Here is a 16,596-nt window from a genome sequence, read left to right as displayed (position 1 = left end):
CACGACTAAGGTGTCGCGCCCAGCATAGGAACTGCATCGTGAGCGGCCCCATCAAGGGCGGAGCAACGTGGCGTCAAGCCTTCAGGCAAAGCGCGTTAACAATCAGCAGGGCGGGGGTGTTCGGGGTCGGCCACGACGGCGCCAGGCCATCACCTGGCCCACCACGGCCGTCAACAGCAACATCGCATTGGTCACCACGAAAACGGTGCTGCCCAGCATCGCGCTGTACACGGTAAACAGCGCGGACGCGGTCATCTGGCCCACGAACAGCCACTTCGATACCACCTCGGGGTGTGGCGACTGCCACTGTTTCACCATCTGCCGGATCAACGTCGCCATCAGGACCGCCGTGGCGACCCAGCCAAGTACATCGGGATGCATGATCGCCTCCTATCGAGCAGATGCCTCACGCTAGCCCTTGGCCGCGCAACGGCGTAGGAAGGGGGGGTGAAGGTGGCATTCCACCTGCTGCGCCCTCACACCATTCACTCCGCAGCAGCGAGAATGGCCTACCGGGCGCGCCCATTGTGCGGCCCGCCCACCGAATGCAGGAACGCTGAAATGTCCAACACCCCCTTTGGTGAATCGTCATGCGCTGCCGCCGCCAGCGGTTGCGTCGAGGTGCGTGGTGCGCGCGAGCACAACCTCAGGAATGTCGACGTCTCCATTCCGCGCAATGCACTGGTGGTGTTCTCCGGCGTATCAGGTTCCGGCAAGTCATCGTTGGCCTTCGGTACCGTCTTTGCAGAGGCGCAGCGGCGCTACTTCGAGTCCGTTGCGCCGTATGCCAGGCGCCTGATCGATCAGGCGGGCGTGCCGGATGTGGACGCCATCGACGGCCTGCCGCCGGCAGTGGCCCTGCAGCAGCAGCGCGGGGCCAGCAATGCGCGCTCATCGGTGGGCAGCGTGACCACCCTGTCCAGCCTGGTGCGCATGATGTACTCGCGCGCAGGCGCCTACCCAGCCAACCAGCCCATGCTGTACGCCGAGGACTTCTCACCCAACACGCCGCAGGGCGCCTGCAGCACCTGCCATGGCCTGGGGCATGTCTACGAAGTGACCGAAGCGCTGATGGTTCCGGATCCCTCGCTGAGCATCCGCGAGCGCGCCATCGCCTCCTGGCCGCCGGCATGGCATGGCCAGAACCTGCGCGACATCCTGGTCACGCTCGGCTACGACATCGACGTACCGTGGAAGACGCTGCCGAAGAAGGACCGGGACTGGATCCTGTTCACCGAAGACGCGCCCAGCGTGCCGGTCTATGCCGGGTTCACGCCCGCAGAGACGCGTGCCGCGCTCAAGCGCAAGCAGGAGCCCAGCTACATGGGCACCTATACCGGCGCGCGCCGCTATGTGCTGCACACCTTTGCCAATACCCAGAGCGCGCTGATGCGCAAGCGCGTGTCGCGCTACATGGAAGGCCGGTTGTGCCCGGCCTGCCACGGAAAGCGCCTGAAGCCGGAGGCGCTCTCGGTCACCTTTGCCGGGGTGGATATCGGTGAGTTCATGCGGCTGCCGCTGGACCAGCTGGCGGCGCTGCTGGAGCCCATCGCACAAGGTGATTTCGGCGCGCACAGCACGGGCGCTCGCACCAACAGGAGCGCGACACCCCGCGATCGCGCCCGGAGGGCCGCGAGTGGCCAGGCGACTCACGAGGGTGCCCCGGACGTGCGGCTGACCTCCGCCCTGTCGGAAGAAAAGCGCCTGGCGGCACAACGCTTGGCAGGCGGGGTCATGGCGCGCGTACGCCAATTGCGTGACCTGGGCCTGGGCTATCTCTCGCTGGATCGCACCACGCCCACACTGTCGGCCGGCGAACTGCAGCGCCTGCGGCTGGCCACCCAGCTCAGCTCGTTGCTGTTTGGCGTGCTGTATGTGCTCGACGAACCCTCGGCCGGCCTGCATCCTGCCGACAGCCAGGCGCTGTACGACGCGCTTGAGCGGCTGCGCGACGGCGGAAACTCGGTGTTCGTGGTTGAACATGACCTGGAGTTGATGCGCCGCGCACAGTGGCTGGTCGATGTTGGACCGGAAGCAGGCGAGCACGGTGGCCAGGTCCTCTACAGCGGCGAACCGGACGGCCTGCGCCAGATCCAGGAGTCGCGCACGGCGCAGTATCTGTTCGACCAGGTGCCGGCACCCGCCAGCCGCCAGCGCAGCGCGAACAGCTGGCTGGAACTGAAGGGCATCCACCGCCACAACCTGCAGGGCGTGGACGCACAGGTGCCGCTGGGGCTGCTGACGGCGGTGACCGGCATTTCCGGCTCAGGCAAATCCAGCCTGATGGCGCAGGCGCTGCCCGAGCTGTTGCTGCTGCACCTCGGGCATGAGCCTGCCGACGACCGCGCCGATAGCGCGCCCACCGACGGACCGACCGTGATCGAAACGACGCGGGGCACATTGGCGGGCGATATGGACGCGATCCAGCGGGTGGTGCAGGTCGACCAGAAGCCCATCGGCCGCACGCCACGCTCCAACCTGGCCACCTATACCGGGTTGTTCGATCACGTACGCAAGCTGTTCGCCGCGACACCCGCCGCGCGCCGCCGTCGTTTCGATGCGGGTCGCTTCTCGTTCAACGTGGCCAAGGGCCGGTGCGATACCTGCGAAGGCGAGGGCTTCGTCAGTGTCGAACTGCTGTTCATGCCCAGCGTCTATGCGCCGTGCCCCACCTGCCACGGCGCCCGTTACAACGACGCCACGCTGAACGTGCAATGGAATGACCGCAACATCGCCGAGGTTCTGCAGATGACGGTTGACCAGGCGCATGCGTTTTTCAGCGAGGAAGAGGCCATTGCCCGGCCGCTGCAGTTGCTGCAGGAGATCGGGCTGGGCTACCTGCGGCTCGGCCAACCGGCCACCGAGCTTTCCGGTGGTGAAGCGCAACGCATCAAGCTGGCCACCGAACTGCAGCGCAGCCAACGCGGGCGCACGCTGTACGTGCTGGACGAACCCACCACCGGCCTGCATGCGTCGGACGCAGACAGGTTGCTGGTGCAGCTGCAGCGGCTTGTGGACGCGGGCAATACGGTGGTGATGATCGAGCATGACATGCGCGCGGTTGCACAGGCGGACTGGGTGATTGATGTCGGCCCCGGCGCTGGCGGGGCAGGGGGCACCATCGTCGCGAAGGGAACGCCGCAACAGGTGGCGCGCGCCAAAGGCAGCAGAACGGCGCCGTTCCTTGCGAAGGAGCTGGCGCCCCTGTAGCGCCGAGCCATGCTCGGCTATCGATGTCCGGCGCCGGAAGGCCAGCATCGAGGCAGCGCCTTTCAACAGGAAATGGGCTCCGGCACATTGCCGGAGCCCGGGTTGCTTACTTTTCCTGCAGGAACGTCAGCAGGTCCTGGTTGACCCTGTCCTTGTGGGTATCGGTCAGGCCATGCGGCGCACCCGGGTACACAATCAGCCTGGCGCCCTTGATCAGCTTCGCCGACTGGCGGCCCGAGATGTCGATCGGCACGATCTGATCGTCGTCGCCGTGAATGACCAGCGTCGGCACATCGAACTTCTTCAGGTCGGCGCGGAAGTCGGTAGCCGAGAACGCGGCGATCGAATCGTAGGTGTTCTTGTGGCCACCCTGCATGCCCTGCGCCCACCAGCCATCGATCAGGCCCTGCGACACCTTTGCACCCGGGCGATTGAAGCCGTAGAACGGCCCGGACGGGATGTCCTTGTACAGCTGTGCGCGGTTGTCCATCTGCGCCTTGCGGATGCCATCGAACACTTCCATCGGCAGACCATTGGGGTTATCGGCGGTCTTCAGCATCAACGGCGGCACCGAGCTGATCAGCACCGCCTTCTTCACCCGTCCGGTGCCATGACGGCCGATGTAGCGCGCCACTTCGCCGCCGCCGGTGGAGAAGCCCACCAGGGTGACATCGTGCAGGTCCAGCATGTTGATCACCGTGGCCAGGTCATCGGCGTAGTGATCCATGTCGTTGCCATCCCAAGGCTGGCTGGAACGGCCATGGCCACGACGGTCATGGGCGATGACGCGGTAGCCGTGGTTGGCGAGGAAGATCATCTGCGATTCCCAGCTGTCCGAGTTCAGCGGCCAGCCGTGGCTGAAGGTGACGACCGGGCCATCCTTCGGGCCCCAATCCTTGTAGTAGAGCTGCACGCCATCGGTGGTGGTGATGTAGCTGGCGGTGCGCGCGATGCTGGTGATTGCAGCCGGCTTGGCCGGTTCGGTGGCCTGCGCGGACAAGCCGGCCTGAACCGAGAGGGCGAGGGCGGCAACGGCCAGGGTACGGGCAAAGGTGTTCATGCGAGGCGTCTCATGGGTGGGTGGTGAGACGTACTTTGCGACCGAAATCAGGCGCCTGGATGATGACATGTACGAATTTCTTGATAGATCGTCCTGCGCGAGCTTGCCCGCGCGAGAGGTCGCCGCGCCACCCGTTGACAGGGTAGAACGCTCGTTCTACCTTGGCGTCGTGAACACAACTACCTCCGATACCCAGCAGAAGATCCTGGCCACGGCCGAGGCGCTGATCTACCAGAACGGGATCCACGCCACCGGCATGGACCTGCTGGTGAAGACCTCCGGCGTTGCCCGGAAGAGCATCTACCGGCACTTTGAAAACAAGGACCAGGTGGCCGCTGCGGCATTGAACGCGCGCGACGTGCGCTGGCTCACCTGGTTCCAGCAGGAGTGCAACAAGGCCGACACCCCGGAAGCGTGCATCCTCGGCATGTTCACCGTGCTCAAGGGCTGGTTCCAGTCCGAGGGCTATCGCGGCTGCGCCTTCATCAACACCGCAGGCGAGGTCGGCGACCCCGATGATCCGATTCGCCACATCGCCAAACATCACAAGCAGAAGCTGCTGGATTACACGCTGGAACTCACCACGCAACTGGATATCCAGCAGCCGGACGCACTGGCGCGGCAGCTGCTGGTTCTCATGGAAGGCGCCATCACCGTCTCGCGCGTGATGGGCGACTACAACGCCGCAGACACTGCAAGGGATGTTGCAGAAGTGCTGTTGGAGCAGGCCAGGCGCTGACGTCTGAGTCATCAAAATCCGTCGAAGCACCCCGTTGATCCATTTGATTGGAGGCCCCACCGTGTCCACTGAAGCACCCCGTCCGCCACTGCCCCCGTTCACCCGTGAATCGGCCATCGAGAAAGTGCGCCTTGCCGAGGACGGCTGGAACTCCCTCGATGCCGACAAAGTCGCGCTGGCCTATTCACTGGACACCGAGTGGCGCAACCGCGCCGAGTTCACCCATGGCCGCGAGGAAGCGCGGCAGTTCCTGGCCCGCAAATGGAAGAAGGAACTGGACTACCGTCTGATCAAGGAACTGTGGGCCTTCACCGACAACCGTATTGCCGTGCGCTACGCCTATGAGTGGCATGACGACTCTGGCAACTGGTTCCGTTCCTATGGAAACGAGAACTGGGAATTCGGCGCCGATGGATTGATGCAGCGCCGGTTCTCGAGCATCAACGACATGCCGATCAAGGAAAGCGACCGCAGGTTCCACTGGCCGCTGGGGCGCCGCCCCGATGATCATCCGGGGCTGTCTGATCTGGGTATGTGATTCGCATTGCTTCCTGGAATGCAACATCACGTCCCCCTCCACGGGCCTACCGCAGCAAAGGTGTGCTGCCTAGGCTGATCGCACACGGCACATGCCGTGTTCCGGGCCCACCGCTTGCGCAGTGGCCCGCCTTCCCATGAACCCTGCAGCGCTGGCCTGCCAGGCATCGTGCCCTGGCAACGCCACGCCCTGCGCCGCGGGAAAACGCCCGGAATCGTTCCGCGCCAGCCTTGCATCGCTGCCCGCCCAATGCCCCTTCGTGGAGATCCCTCATGTTCAGTCTGGAAAACACCGCCGCGCCCATTGCCCCCGCCCTCGATGAACTGGTGCCCTCGCGCTACGCCCTCAAAGTGGGCGACGTCGAAGTGCTGGTGATCAGCGATGGCGTCCTGCCGTTGCCCACCCAGATGCTCGGCCACAACGTTCCGGCCGCCGACCGTGCCGAATGGTTCGAAGAGATGTACCTGCCGCAGGATGCCTTCGACTGGGCATTGAACGTGATGGTGGTGCACAGCGGTGATCGCACCATCCTCATCGATGCCGGCCTGGGCATGGACCCGGACCTGCAGCTGCCGCGCGCCGGCCAGTTGATCCGCCGCCTCGGTGCCGCCGGTATCAACCTGGGCGAAATCACCGATGTGGTGATCACCCACATGCACATGGACCACGTCGGCGGGCTGCTGGTTGAAGGCGTGAAGGAACAGCTGCGCCCGGACCTGAAAATCCACGTGGCCGCGGCGGAGGTGGAGTTCTGGAAGTCGCCGGACTTCAGCCGCACCAACATGCCGCAGGGGTTCCCCGATGCGCTGCGCGCCACGGCCAAGCACTTCTGGGCCGAGTACAGCAGCTACGTGCACACCTTCCAGGACGAACAGCAGATCGCGCCGGGCGTGATGGCCCGCCGAACCGGAGGGCATACCCCGGGCCACTGCGTGGTGCGCGTGGCGTCTGCCGGGCAGGCCCTGACCTTCGCCGGTGACGCGGTGTTCGCGGTAGGCTTCGACCAGCCGAACTGGCACAACGGCTTCGAGCACGACCCGGAGGAATCCGCGCGCGTCCGCATCGCCCTGCTGAAGGAACTGGCAGGCACCGGCGAAATGCTGGTGGCCACGCATCTTCCGTTCCCGTCAGTGGGCCGGGTGTCGCTGGAGGGCGAGACCTTCCGCTGGGTGCCGGTGTTCTGGGACTTCTGATCGGGTCCTGCGGCCGTTGCGCAGGCAGACGTTCACGATCGGGGCGCATCGGCGCCCCGGTCGAATCCCGCAAGAACGAGGTCGACAATGGATGCCATCCACGCGTGGCGCGGATCTACTGGATGGAGGTGGGCAGTGCCAGCCGCTGCAGCTTGTGCGGGTTGCGCTGCACCAGGATCTGCGTGATCCGTTCGCCATCGGTCTCGAAGGCCATCGCCGCTTCCAGCTCGCCATCGAAATAGCGCAGCAGTCCCAGCCGTCCGTTGAGCATGGCCGGCACCATCCGCAATTGCGCGCTGCGCCGCAGGTGCGGGGCATACAGCAGCTGGGCAATGCGTGCGCCCCCGACCATCGGCTTGGGGAAGCTGGTGACGATGCCACCGCCATCACCCACCAGCTCGGCCGACTCGGCCATCAGCGCCTTCATCGTACGGAAATCGCCGCTGGATGCGGCCTCAGCGAAGCGGCGCAGCAGTTTCTGGTGCACCTCCTGCGGAACGTTGTAGCGCGGGCGCTCCTGCCTGAGCTGCAGGCGTGCGCGATGTACGATCTGCCGGCAGGCGGCTTCTGTCTTGTCCAGGGTGCGCGCGACCACCGCGTAGTCCTGATCGAACACGTCGTGCAGCAGGAAGGCTGCACGCGCATCCGGGGCCAACCGCTCCAGCACGCTTAGGAAGGCGACCGACAGATCGCTGGCGGTTTCCAGCACATATTCAGGGGTGCTGGTGTCATCGGTCAGCAGCGGTTCGGGCAACCACATGCCGACATAGTGTTCGCGCGTATGCCGTGCCAGGCGCAGGCCATCAATGGCGCGACGGGTGGTGGTGGCCACCAGCCAGGCTTCCGGATTCTCGATCTGTGACGGGTCGGCGCCATGCCAGCGCAGCCAGACATCCTGCACTACGTCCTCGGCTTCGTGCGAAGACCCGAGCATGCGGTAGGCCACGCCGAACAGGCGCGGGCGGAGGCGGGAGAACAGCGCAGTGGAATCGTCCATGCCAGCGTAGACGGGACAGGTCCCCGGATTGTGACACCCGGGGACCTGTCGTTGGTGCCAGCGCCGGACGTGCGATCAGTGCGGCGGCAGAACCGCCGGCTTGCCGATGTCCTTGATCAGGAACACCACGAACTTCGCCGGCTCGGTAGCGCTGGCGTTACGACCCACGGTGTGCAGATCGGCCGGGCCTTCATGGAAGGCCTCGCCCGGGCCGAGGGTGACTTCCTTGCCGCCGGCCACGCCCATCACGATCCGTCCTTCCAGGACATAGACGAAGCCATGGGCATCGTGGCGGTGCACCGGATCGGCGCCACCCGGCGGGTATTCCACGGTAAGGATCAGCGCTTCCTTGCCGGGCTGCTCCGGCAGGGCGCGGGTCATCACCTCGCGTACCAGGGGCTCGGGCGAAGCAGGGGGCGGGGAGGCGGCAGCGCTGCACAGTGGCAGCAGCGCAAGCAGGGCCAGAACAGAACGACGCATGGCAGGTCTCCAGTGCGGTAGGGGAGGGCCGCTGCATGGGGCAGCGGCGGATCGATCAGGCCAGGCCGGCCTTGTCCAGGCCAAAGGCCGCGTCCAGGATGCCGGGCGTGGTACGGAAGGCGACGTTGGCGCGGTTCCATGCGTTGATCGCCATCACCGCATGGGTCAGGTCGACGATCTCCTGCTCGGACAGCTGGCCGCGCACCCGCGCGTACAACTCGTCGGGCACACCCTGCGCCGGCAGCTGGGTCAGCACTTCGGTCCAGGCCAGGCAGGCGCGCTCGCGCGGGCTGAACAGCGTCGATTCACGCCATGCCGCCAGGTGGTGCAAGCGCAGTGGGCGCTCGCCGCGCAGGGTGGCCTCCTTCACGTGCATGTCCAGACAGAAGCCGCAGCCGTTGAGCTGCGATGCACGGATGTTGACCAGATCGATGATGGCCGCTTCGATCGAGGCGGTATGGGCGGCATGCGAGTACAGGCCGAGCTTCTTGAACAGTTCCGGCGATTGCGCGGCGTAATCCAGACGTGCGGTCATGGCGTGTTCCTGTAGCGAGTGAAGGACACAGCGAGGCTAGGCCTGCGCCCGCGCTGCCGGTAGGCCGTGGCCGGGCCGCACGCTGTTGCATGAAAAACACCAATGGCCTGTCACAGCGGCCGATGCTCGGCCGTCTGCCGGGCATGGACACCGCATCGCACCTGCGCACCGCATTCCGCCCTGCCAGCGAACAGGTCTGGCAGACCTTCCTGGCCGCACTGCGTGAATTGCCGCCCGATGCACGTGCGGTGCTGTTGCTGCACGACGTGCTGGGCGCTGGGTTCGAGGACATCGTGCCCCTGCTGGGGCTCGACCTTTCCGCATGCAGGCAGCGCCTGGCGCTGGCGCGGAACCACCTGCACGCACACCGTGCCCGCCTGGAGCCAGGCCGCCCATGAACACCGCACAGCCCAGCCCGGCCAGCGACGGCCACGATGCGCTCAATGCATCCTTCTCCACCAGCTACGCCGGCGTGCTGGCATTCATTGCAGTGGCGGCCGAGGGCAGTTTCGCGCGCGCGGCCGACCGCCTTGGCATCGGCCGTTCGGCCGTCAGCCGCAGCGTGCAGAAGCTGGAAAGCCAGCTGGGCGTTCGGTTGTTCCTGCGCACCACGCGCTCGACCACGCTGACCCGCGAAGGCGAGCTGTTCCTGGAGGGCTGCAACCCGGGCGTGAACTGCATCCTGCAGGCGCTGGAGGAAATGCGCGACCTGCGCGAGGGCCCGCCGCGCGGGCACCTGCGCATCAGTGCCAGCCACGGCTTCGGCCGGCGGGTGATCGCCCCACTGCTGGCCGCCTTCCGCGCCGAGTATCCGCAGGTCTCGGTAGAACTGCTGCTGGACGAGCAGGCCCCCGACCTGGCCGGTGACCGCATCGATGTGGCGTTCCGCGACGGCCTGCTGGAAGACAGCCAGGTGATCGCCAAGCAGCTGGTGCCGATGCAGCTGGTGGTGTGCGCGTCACCGGCGTACGTTCAGGCGCAGGGTCTACCGTCGTCGGTGGATGCGCTGTCCACGCATGCCTGCATCGGGCGGCGCCTGCCGGGTGGGCGCATGCAGCCCTGGGAATTCCGGGTCGACGGCACCGATGTGCACCTGCAACCCCCGGCCGCACTGGTGTTCAACGATGCCGACCTCGCGCTGCAGGCGGTCATCGACGGGCTGGGCATCGCCCAACTGCCCAGCTATCAGGTACGCGAAGCGTTGTGGGCGGGCAGGGTGGTGACCTGCCTGGATCGGCATGCGCCGCTCGATCGCGGCCACTACCTGTGCTACCTCAGCCGCCGCCAGCTCCCCAAGCGCGTACGGGCCTTCATCGACTTCAGCACGCAGCGGGTGCGCGCGCTCGAGCTGGATGTGATCTCGCATTGGGAAGCGCGCCAACAGGCCACGTCCATGAAGCCAGAGGCACAGCCCGCCTGGGCCTGAAGCATTGGTGCGTGCCGGGCAACAGTGCGCGCCCCAGCGCGGACCTACTGCCCCGCGCCCACGCTGCCTACGATTCCAGCATGCCCGGCCACAGCCGGTCGCCCCTTCTACATTCCAGGAGACACGTCATGAAATTCCTCGTCATCGGTGGTACCGGCCGCATCGGCAGCAAGGTGGTTGAGCGCCTGCGCACCGCCGGGCATGACATCGTGGTGGCCGCGCCCTCCACCGGCGTGGATGTGCTGACCGGTGAAGGCCTGGACGCCGCCATGGACGGGGTCGACGTGGTGGTGGACCTCGCCAACTCGCCCTCGTTCGAAGATGCGGCAGTGCTTTCGTTCTTCGTGACCGCTGGTCACAACATCCTGACCGCCGCCGCCCGTGCCGGCGTACGCCACCACGTTGCGCTTTCCGTCGTAGGCACCGACAAGCTTGCGGCCAGCGGCTACTTCCGCGGCAAGATCGCCCAGGAGCGCCTGATCCGCGATTCGGGCCTGCCGTACACCATCATCCATTCCACGCAGTTCTTCGAGTTCCTGCCGGGCATCATCCAGTCCGCCGGCAATGGGGCGACCCTGCGCTTGCCCGCCGCCGACGTGCAGCCGATTGCCGCTGAGGATGTTGCCGAAGCGGTGGCACGCATCGCGCAGCAGCCACCCCGCAATGGCGTCGCGGAAATTGCGGGCCCCCAGCGCGCCGCGATGGCGGATCTGGCCAGGCAGTATCTGCAGCAGACCGGCGACCCGCGGCAGGTCGTGGCAGACGCCGAGGCCCTGTACTTCGGTGCGCCGCTGCAGATCGATACGCTGGTGCCGGTGGGGAAGGCGTGGCTGGGGCAGGTCGGCTTCGAAGCCTGGCTGCAGCAGTCCGGCCTGTTGCAGCGGCAGCCCGCCTGAGCAGCGAATCGATTGCCTGCCAATGATCGAGCTGAAGCCACCTTCGCCCGCCATGCTGGACCGCTACCAGGGCGACGACGTGCAGCCGCTGTACACCGGCCGCGTGCGGGTGAGCGGTGGCCAAGCCCAGCACGGGCGCGCGTCCGGCGTGGTGCGATCGGACGACGGTGCACTGGCGGTGGACCTGCGCCTGCCGCCGGAATTCGGCGGGCCCGGCGGTGGCTCCAATCCCGAGCAGCTATTGGCCGCAAGCTACGCCGGTTGCTTCCACGGCGCCATGGTACTGGTGGCCGCGCGTGCCGGCCTGCTGCTGCACAACCCCAGCGTCGAAGTGGCGGTCACCTTCGCCCGTGATCCGGCAGATGGGCTGTACCTGCTGTCGGCCGAGATCGTGGTCCATCTTCCCGGCATGGATGCGGACCTGGCCGGCGAACTGGTGCGCAATACCGAACGCGTCTGCCCATACGCCAAGATGTTCCATCGTGGCATCAGCCATGTGGTGCATGTTCGGGTCGGCTCGCAGGGTGCGCCTCTGTAGAGTCGAGCCATGCTTGTATGTTCCTCCCGGCTCCTACGCGGTATGTAGGAGCCAGGGTGGAGGGACCGTCAAGCATGCATCTGCGGATACTAGCCGACAGACGAGTCGAGCGATCCCCATCCCGCACACGAACGTCGATAAAGGATCGTACGGCCCCCAAAGGGGATCGTCGATGTAGGCAAGCTAACGTCGGTGCGGTACCACCCCAGCCCCTTAAAGATAGCTGGGAGCCGTACAAATGTCTGATTCTCTCGATATTGGCGTGGACGTGGACTCCAAGGAGTTCGTACCGGCAGTGGCCGACCGCAAGGCCGGCGACAGGATCGCCAACACCCGGGCCGGCATAGCCCAGTGGCTCAACACCTTGCCCCAGCGATGCCGGATTGGCATGGAGGCGACGGGGCGGTACTACGAGTTGTTGGCTCGGATGGCTGGCCAGGCAGGCCACGTTGTCTATGTGATCAATCGGCGCGCCAGTGCTGCGCCAGATGCTCTACATGGCCGCCATGGGGCTCAAGCGGTGTCGCCGGGGGCAACCGCTCTACGACGAGCTGTCAAAACGCGGTCACCCCAGCACCGCCGTCTTCAACATCCTGGCCAGAAAGCTGGCCAGGATCGCCTGGGGTGTCTTCAAAAGCGGCCGGGACTTCGATCCGGCCATGCTGAAGGTGGGTCAAGCCTGCTTCCAGCAGGCTTGACCACGAACATAGGATCTCGACTATTGCCTGCCATGGGCCTGACCCTGGGGGCGTTGGCCTGCTACTGCTCATCCTTCTGGCGTCTTCCCGCAGCCGATCCACACGGCAATGAGTCCAGCATCGTGCACGGCCGTGGCAGCTCGCCCGGACCACAGCGCTTGCTGACCACCGACGCAGCACCGTATCCGAGCGCCGCATGGCGCAGTTCCGCAGACCAGCCCACGGCGCGCTTTGGGCCTGTCTGGGCGGCTTTACCTGGGCATCAATACGCTGTCCACCAGGCCCACGTTTGCCAGAGGCGGCGCTGAAGATGACCGGCCAGCAGGCTCGGCCGTCGATATCGGCACGCCATGGACAGGCTTCACAGATCTGTACTACCCAGACGGGCATAGTGCCCCTTGGGTAGTCTGAGCGCGTCCATCCAGCCACGGGGTTTCCCCGAACGCCAGGAGGTCACTGTGCCAAGTTGGGACGAAGGAATGAAGTTGACGCGTCGCCAGGTGATCGCCGGCGGCGCCACGACCATGGCGATGTCCGCCGCACCGGGGGCATCATCGCTTGCCGCCGAACTGGCGGCGTCCCCGCCGCCCAGGCCGCCGGTCATCAGCACGGTGGCGTTGACGGTCAACGGCACGCATCGTGAGCTCGAGCTGGACACGCGGACCACGCTGCTCGACGCCCTGCGCGAACATCTGAAACTGACCGGCACCAAGAAGGGCTGCGACCACGGTCAGTGCGGCGCCTGTACCGTGCTGGTCAACGGTGAGCGCATCAATGCCTGCCTCAGCCTGGCGGTGCAGCACCAAGGCGATACCATCACTACCATCGAAGGCCTCGGAACCCCGGATGACCTGCATCCGATGCAGGCCGCCTTCATCAAACATGACGGCTACCAGTGCGGGTACTGCACGCCGGGGCAGATCTGTTCGGCGGTGGCGGTACTGGACGAGATCAAGCGCGGCGTCCCCAGCCATGCGCAGGCCGATGTCAGCGCACGGCCCCAGGCCACCAACATGGAAATGCGTGAACGCATGAGCGGCAACCTGTGCCGCTGCGGCGCGTATTCCAACATTGCCGAGGCGATGCAAGAGGTCGCTGGCGTTACCTCTGGAAGGGAGCGCTCATGAAAGTCTTCAGTTACGAGCGCGCGAAGTCCCCGGCCGAGGCCGCCAGGGCCGTCGCCGGGACCGAGGGCGCGAAGTTCCTGGCGGGAGGAACCAACCTGCTCGACCTGATGAAGCTGGAGGTCGAGACGCCCGTGCACCTGGTCGACGTGCAGGACATCGGCCTGGACAGGATCGAACCCACGGACGGCGGCGGCCTGCGCATCGGCACGCTGGTCACCAATACCGCGCTGGCCTCGCATGAGCGCGTGCGCCGCGACTACGGTGTGCTGACCCGCGCAATCGTGGCAGGCGCGTCCGGGCAGCTGCGCAACAAGGCCACCACCGGCGGCAACCTGCTGCAGCGCACGCGCTGCCCGTACTTCTACGACCCCCATCTGCCCTGCAACAAGCGCCTGCCCGGATCCGGCTGCGGCGCGCTCGAGGGGTTCTCCCGGCAGATGGGCGTGATCGGCACCTCGGACAGCTGCATCGCGACCTATCCGGGCGACATGGCGGTGGCCTTGCGTGTGCTGGACGCATCGATCCAGACCATCAAGGCCGATGGCAGCACACGCAGCATTCCAATTGCCGAGTTCCATCGTTCCCCGGGCGACACGCCACAGCAGGACAACGTGCTGCAGCGCGGTGAGCTGATCACCCACGTCACGCTGCCGGAACCGCTGGGCGGCCGGCACGTGTACCACAAGGTACGTGACCGCGCGTCCTATGCGTTCGCACTGGTGTCGGTCGCCGCGGTCGTGCAGCGTGACGGCTCGGCGCGATTCGCGTTCGGCGGGGTCGCGCCGAAGCCGTGGCGCATCGAAGCAGCCGAACCCCTGCTGCGCGACGGCGTCAAGGCCGCGACCCGGCAGGTGTTCGCCGGTGCCCGTCCAACGCAGGAGAACGCGTTCAAGATCGCGCTTGCCGAGCGCACCCTCGCAGCCGTTCTGGCCGAAGGAGAGCGCTGATGCCCCTCGAATTCAACGCCCCCGCCGGTGACAACCTGTTCGACAAGGCCAAGGTGGTCGGCAAGTCGACGCCGCGCATCGACGGCCCACGCAAGACCACCGGCACCGCCCCCTATGCCTACGAGCGCCATGACGTGGCGCCGAACCAGGCCTACGGCTACATCGTCGGCGCGGGCATCGGCAAGGGGCGCATCATGTCGATGGATGCCTCCCGTGCACGTGCCGCCCCCGGCGTACTGGCGGTCATCACCGCACCGGAGACCAAACCGGTCGGCACATCCAACTGGAACAATGCGCCACTGTTCGGCGGGCCCGAGGTCGCCCATTACCACCAGGCCATTGCCTGCGTGGTGGCCGAGACCTTCGAGCAGGCCCGCGCCGCTGCGGCGTTGATCCGCACCCGTTACGAGCGCGGCAAGGGGCGCTTCGATTTCCCAGCGCTTGCGCCGTCCGCGCCGCTGGCAAAGGGGCGCGGTGGCAAGCCCGACCGGCAGGCGCTGGGAGATTTCGACAGCGCCTACGCAGGCGCCGCGGTCAAGCTCGACGCGACCTACCACACAGCCGACGAAAGTCATTCGATGATGGAGCCGCACGCCACCATCGCCACCTGGGAAGGCGACAAGCTCACGCTGTGGACCTCGAACCAGATGATCGACTGGGCCAAACAGGGCATCGCTGCGATCCTCGGCATCGATCCCGACAAGGTGCGTGTGGACTCGCCCTATATCGGCGGCGGCTTCGGCGGCAAGCTGTTCATCCGCGCCGATGCAGTGCTGGCCGCACTGGCCGCCAAGCAGGTCGGGCGGCCGGTGAAGATCGCGCTGCAACGCCCGTTGATGCCCAACAACACCACGCACCGGCACGCGACCATCCAACGCGTCCGGATCGGTTGCGCGAAAGACGGCACGATCTCCGCCATCGCCCATGAGAACTGGTCGGGCAATATCAACGGCGAGGACGGCGAGAACGGCACCCTGCAGACGCCCAAGCTCTATGCAGGCGCCAACCGCCTGGTGGCCAACTACATCGCCACGCTCGACATGCCCGAAGGTAATGCGATGCGCGCGCCGGGCGAAGCACCGGGCCACATGGCGCTGGAAGTGGCGATGGACGAAATGGCCGAGAAGCTGGGCCTCGACCCGATCGCGTTCCGCATCCTCAACGAGCCCGAGGTCGTGCCCGGTGATCCGTCCAAGAAGTTCTCCGACCGCAACCTGGTGCGCTGCCTGCGCGAGGGCGCGGAACGCTTCAACTGGAACAAACGCAACGCCAAGCCGGCGCAGGTAAGGGAAGGGCACTGGCTGGTCGGGATGGGCGTGTCTGCGGGCTATCGCGGCGCACCGACGATGAAGTCGGCGGCGCGAGTGCGGCTTGACGGCCAGGGTGGGGTGATCGTGGAAACCGACATGACCGACATCGGCACCGGCTCCTACACGATCATCGCGCAGACCGCGGCCGAGACGATGGGCGTGCCGCTGGACCAGGTCCAGGTGACCCTCGGCGACTCCCGCCATCCGGCCTCCGCCGGTTCCGGCGGCCAGTGGGGCGCGGCAAGCTCCACCGCAGGCGTATACGCGGCGTGCGTCAGCCTGCGCCGCAAGGTGGGCGAGAAACTGGGCTTCGACGGCGACACCGCAAACTTCGCCAATGGCCGTATCCAGGCGGGTGCGCGGACCATCGACCTGGCCGAAGCGGGGACGCTTTCGGCAGAGGACGGCATTGCCTTCGGCAACTTCAAGCAGGGCTACGACGTCGGCACCTATGCAGCGCATTTCTGCGAGGTCGCCGTGCATGCCTACACCGGAGAGACGCGCATCCGCAGGATGCTTGCCGTATGCGATGGCGGCCGGATCCTCAATCCGCTGTCTGCACGCAGCCAGGTCATCGGCGGGATGGTGATGGGTGCGGGCGCGACCCTGATGGAGGAGCTGGTGGTCGACAAGCGGCTTGGTTTGTTCGTCAACCACGACCTTGCGGGCTACGAGGTTCCCGTACACGCCGACATTCCGCACCAGGAAGTGGTCTTCCTCGACACGCTGGACCCGGTGATCTCGCCGATGAAGGCCAAGGGTGTGGGTGAACTGGGCATCTGCGGGGTTGGCGCCGCGATCGCCAATGCGATCTACAACGCCACCGGTGTGCGCGTGCGCAACTATCCCATCACCCTGGACAAGCTGTTGCCCGGCTTGCCCGACGTGGGCTGACCCTTGCG

General features: G+C 66.2%; 17 protein-coding genes. 12 read left to right on the top strand and 5 right to left on the bottom strand.

Annotation, left to right across the window (positions count from 1 at the left end):
• Window positions 1-102: 102 nt before the first annotated feature.
• Window positions 103-381 carry a hypothetical protein gene (locus tag ACSYS9_RS12475; protein WP_071228244.1) on the bottom strand — a complete coding sequence of 93 codons (279 nt, stop codon included), beginning with the start codon at window positions 379-381 and terminating at the stop codon, window positions 103-105.
• A gap of 180 nt (window positions 382-561) precedes the next feature.
• On the opposite strand from ACSYS9_RS12475, the gene ACSYS9_RS12470 reads away from it, so the two are divergent.
• Complete coding sequence (locus ACSYS9_RS12470; protein ID WP_071228243.1) at window positions 562-3,210, top strand: excinuclease ABC subunit UvrA; 2,649 nt, start codon at window positions 562-564, stop codon at window positions 3,208-3,210.
• Between the two features lie 106 nt (window positions 3,211-3,316).
• On the opposite strand, the gene ACSYS9_RS12465 is transcribed toward ACSYS9_RS12470, so the two are convergent.
• Window positions 3,317-4,270 carry an alpha/beta fold hydrolase gene (locus ACSYS9_RS12465; RefSeq protein ID WP_071228242.1) on the bottom strand — a complete coding sequence of 318 codons (954 nt, stop codon included), beginning with the start codon at window positions 4,268-4,270 and terminating at the stop codon, window positions 3,317-3,319.
• 169 nt (window positions 4,271-4,439) lie between these two features.
• Between ACSYS9_RS12465 and ACSYS9_RS12460 the strand changes: the two genes are divergently transcribed.
• The 3 genes from ACSYS9_RS12460 to ACSYS9_RS12450 all read left to right on the top strand — a co-directional run bounded on the left by ACSYS9_RS12460 (window position 4,440) and on the right by ACSYS9_RS12450 (window position 6,740).
• Window positions 4,440-5,009 (top strand): TetR/AcrR family transcriptional regulator, encoded by a 570-nt coding sequence (locus ACSYS9_RS12460; RefSeq protein ID WP_071228241.1) that lies wholly within the window; start codon window positions 4,440-4,442, stop codon window positions 5,007-5,009.
• A 61-nt stretch (window positions 5,010-5,070) separates the two neighbouring features.
• Window positions 5,071-5,547, top strand: a complete 477-nt coding sequence (locus ACSYS9_RS12455) for a nuclear transport factor 2 family protein (protein ID WP_071228240.1) — start codon at window positions 5,071-5,073, stop codon at window positions 5,545-5,547.
• Between the two features lie 272 nt (window positions 5,548-5,819).
• Complete coding sequence (locus ACSYS9_RS12450) at window positions 5,820-6,740, top strand: MBL fold metallo-hydrolase (protein ID WP_071228239.1); 921 nt, start codon at window positions 5,820-5,822, stop codon at window positions 6,738-6,740.
• Window positions 6,741-6,855: 115 nt separating this feature from the next.
• Here the strand turns inward: ACSYS9_RS12450 and ACSYS9_RS12445 are convergent, their stop codons facing one another.
• From ACSYS9_RS12445 to ACSYS9_RS12435, 3 genes are all read right to left on the bottom strand, one after another.
• The gene (locus tag ACSYS9_RS12445; RefSeq protein WP_071228238.1) at window positions 6,856-7,737 is read right to left on the bottom strand and encodes an RNA polymerase sigma-70 factor; all 882 of its coding nucleotides are present in this window, start codon (window positions 7,735-7,737) and stop codon (window positions 6,856-6,858) included.
• Between the two features lie 75 nt (window positions 7,738-7,812).
• Window positions 7,813-8,217 carry a cupin domain-containing protein gene (locus ACSYS9_RS12440; protein ID WP_071228237.1) on the bottom strand — a complete coding sequence of 135 codons (405 nt, stop codon included), beginning with the start codon at window positions 8,215-8,217 and terminating at the stop codon, window positions 7,813-7,815.
• A gap of 55 nt (window positions 8,218-8,272) precedes the next feature.
• Window positions 8,273-8,752, bottom strand: coding sequence for a carboxymuconolactone decarboxylase family protein (locus ACSYS9_RS12435; protein WP_071228236.1), 480 nt, complete (start codon window positions 8,750-8,752; stop codon window positions 8,273-8,275).
• A gap of 89 nt (window positions 8,753-8,841) precedes the next feature.
• Here ACSYS9_RS12435 and ACSYS9_RS12430 point away from each other — a divergent pair, with 89 nt between their 5' ends.
• The 8 genes from ACSYS9_RS12430 (at window position 8,842) to paoC (ending at window position 16,588) form a co-directional block, all read left to right on the top strand.
• Window positions 8,842-9,150, top strand: a complete 309-nt coding sequence (locus ACSYS9_RS12430) for a sigma factor-like helix-turn-helix DNA-binding protein (RefSeq protein WP_071228235.1) — start codon at window positions 8,842-8,844, stop codon at window positions 9,148-9,150.
• Entirely contained in the window at window positions 9,147-10,178 is a 1,032-nt protein-coding gene (locus ACSYS9_RS12425; RefSeq protein ID WP_071228234.1) for a LysR family transcriptional regulator, read from the top strand. Before ACSYS9_RS12430 ends, ACSYS9_RS12425 begins: the two co-directional genes overlap by 4 nt.
• Before the next feature lie 128 nt (window positions 10,179-10,306).
• Window positions 10,307-11,074: an SDR family oxidoreductase gene (locus ACSYS9_RS12420; RefSeq protein ID WP_071228233.1), complete on the top strand. Its 768-nt coding sequence runs from the start codon at window positions 10,307-10,309 to the stop codon at window positions 11,072-11,074.
• 22 nt (window positions 11,075-11,096) lie between these two features.
• Window positions 11,097-11,612, top strand: a complete 516-nt coding sequence (locus tag ACSYS9_RS12415) for an OsmC family protein (RefSeq protein WP_071228232.1) — start codon at window positions 11,097-11,099, stop codon at window positions 11,610-11,612.
• A 497-nt stretch (window positions 11,613-12,109) separates the two neighbouring features.
• Window positions 12,110-12,310 carry an IS110 family transposase gene (locus tag ACSYS9_RS12410; RefSeq protein ID WP_134951230.1) on the top strand — a complete coding sequence of 67 codons (201 nt, stop codon included), beginning with the start codon at window positions 12,110-12,112 and terminating at the stop codon, window positions 12,308-12,310.
• 479 nt (window positions 12,311-12,789) lie between these two features.
• Entirely contained in the window at window positions 12,790-13,437 is a 648-nt protein-coding gene (paoA, locus tag ACSYS9_RS12405; RefSeq protein ID WP_071227340.1) for an aldehyde dehydrogenase iron-sulfur subunit PaoA, read from the top strand.
• Entirely contained in the window at window positions 13,434-14,384 is a 951-nt protein-coding gene (locus ACSYS9_RS12400) for an FAD binding domain-containing protein (protein WP_071227341.1), read from the top strand. The genes paoA and ACSYS9_RS12400 overlap by 4 nt, the downstream gene beginning before the upstream one ends.
• Window positions 14,384-16,588 carry an aldehyde oxidoreductase molybdenum-binding subunit PaoC gene (gene paoC, locus ACSYS9_RS12395; protein ID WP_071227342.1) on the top strand — a complete coding sequence of 735 codons (2,205 nt, stop codon included), beginning with the start codon at window positions 14,384-14,386 and terminating at the stop codon, window positions 16,586-16,588. Before ACSYS9_RS12400 ends, paoC begins: the two co-directional genes overlap by 1 nt.
• The last annotated feature ends 8 nt before the right edge of the window (window positions 16,589-16,596 follow it).

Origin of the sequence: Stenotrophomonas sp. STK17_22 (assembly GCF_051983905.1) — a bacterium.
GTDB classification, from domain to species: Bacteria; Pseudomonadota; Gammaproteobacteria; order Xanthomonadales; family Xanthomonadaceae; genus Stenotrophomonas; species Stenotrophomonas maltophilia_A.
This window is presented reverse-complemented; position numbering and strand designations above follow the sequence as displayed.

Coding starts and splice junctions, on each gene's coding strand:
- paoC (WP_071227342.1), top strand. CDS start 14,384: ATGCCCCTCGAATTCAACGCCCCCGCCGGTGACAACCTGTTCGACAAG.
- ACSYS9_RS12450 (WP_071228239.1), top strand. CDS start 5,820: ATGTTCAGTCTGGAAAACACCGCCGCGCCCATTGCCCCCGCCCTCGAT.
- ACSYS9_RS12440 (WP_071228237.1), bottom strand. CDS start 8,217: ATGCGTCGTTCTGTTCTGGCCCTGCTTGCGCTGCTGCCACTGTGCAGC.
- ACSYS9_RS12470 (WP_071228243.1), top strand. CDS start 562: ATGTCCAACACCCCCTTTGGTGAATCGTCATGCGCTGCCGCCGCCAGC.
- paoA (WP_071227340.1), top strand. CDS start 12,790: ATGAAGTTGACGCGTCGCCAGGTGATCGCCGGCGGCGCCACGACCATG.
- ACSYS9_RS12430 (WP_071228235.1), top strand. CDS start 8,842: ATGAAAAACACCAATGGCCTGTCACAGCGGCCGATGCTCGGCCGTCTG.
- ACSYS9_RS12400 (WP_071227341.1), top strand. CDS start 13,434: ATGAAAGTCTTCAGTTACGAGCGCGCGAAGTCCCCGGCCGAGGCCGCC.
- ACSYS9_RS12465 (WP_071228242.1), bottom strand. CDS start 4,270: ATGAACACCTTTGCCCGTACCCTGGCCGTTGCCGCCCTCGCCCTCTCG.
- ACSYS9_RS12410 (WP_134951230.1), top strand. CDS start 12,110: ATGGCCGCCATGGGGCTCAAGCGGTGTCGCCGGGGGCAACCGCTCTAC.
- ACSYS9_RS12425 (WP_071228234.1), top strand. CDS start 9,147: ATGAACACCGCACAGCCCAGCCCGGCCAGCGACGGCCACGATGCGCTC.
- ACSYS9_RS12415 (WP_071228232.1), top strand. CDS start 11,097: ATGATCGAGCTGAAGCCACCTTCGCCCGCCATGCTGGACCGCTACCAG.
- ACSYS9_RS12435 (WP_071228236.1), bottom strand. CDS start 8,752: ATGACCGCACGTCTGGATTACGCCGCGCAATCGCCGGAACTGTTCAAG.
- ACSYS9_RS12475 (WP_071228244.1), bottom strand. CDS start 381: ATGCATCCCGATGTACTTGGCTGGGTCGCCACGGCGGTCCTGATGGCG.
- ACSYS9_RS12420 (WP_071228233.1), top strand. CDS start 10,307: ATGAAATTCCTCGTCATCGGTGGTACCGGCCGCATCGGCAGCAAGGTG.
- ACSYS9_RS12445 (WP_071228238.1), bottom strand. CDS start 7,737: ATGGACGATTCCACTGCGCTGTTCTCCCGCCTCCGCCCGCGCCTGTTC.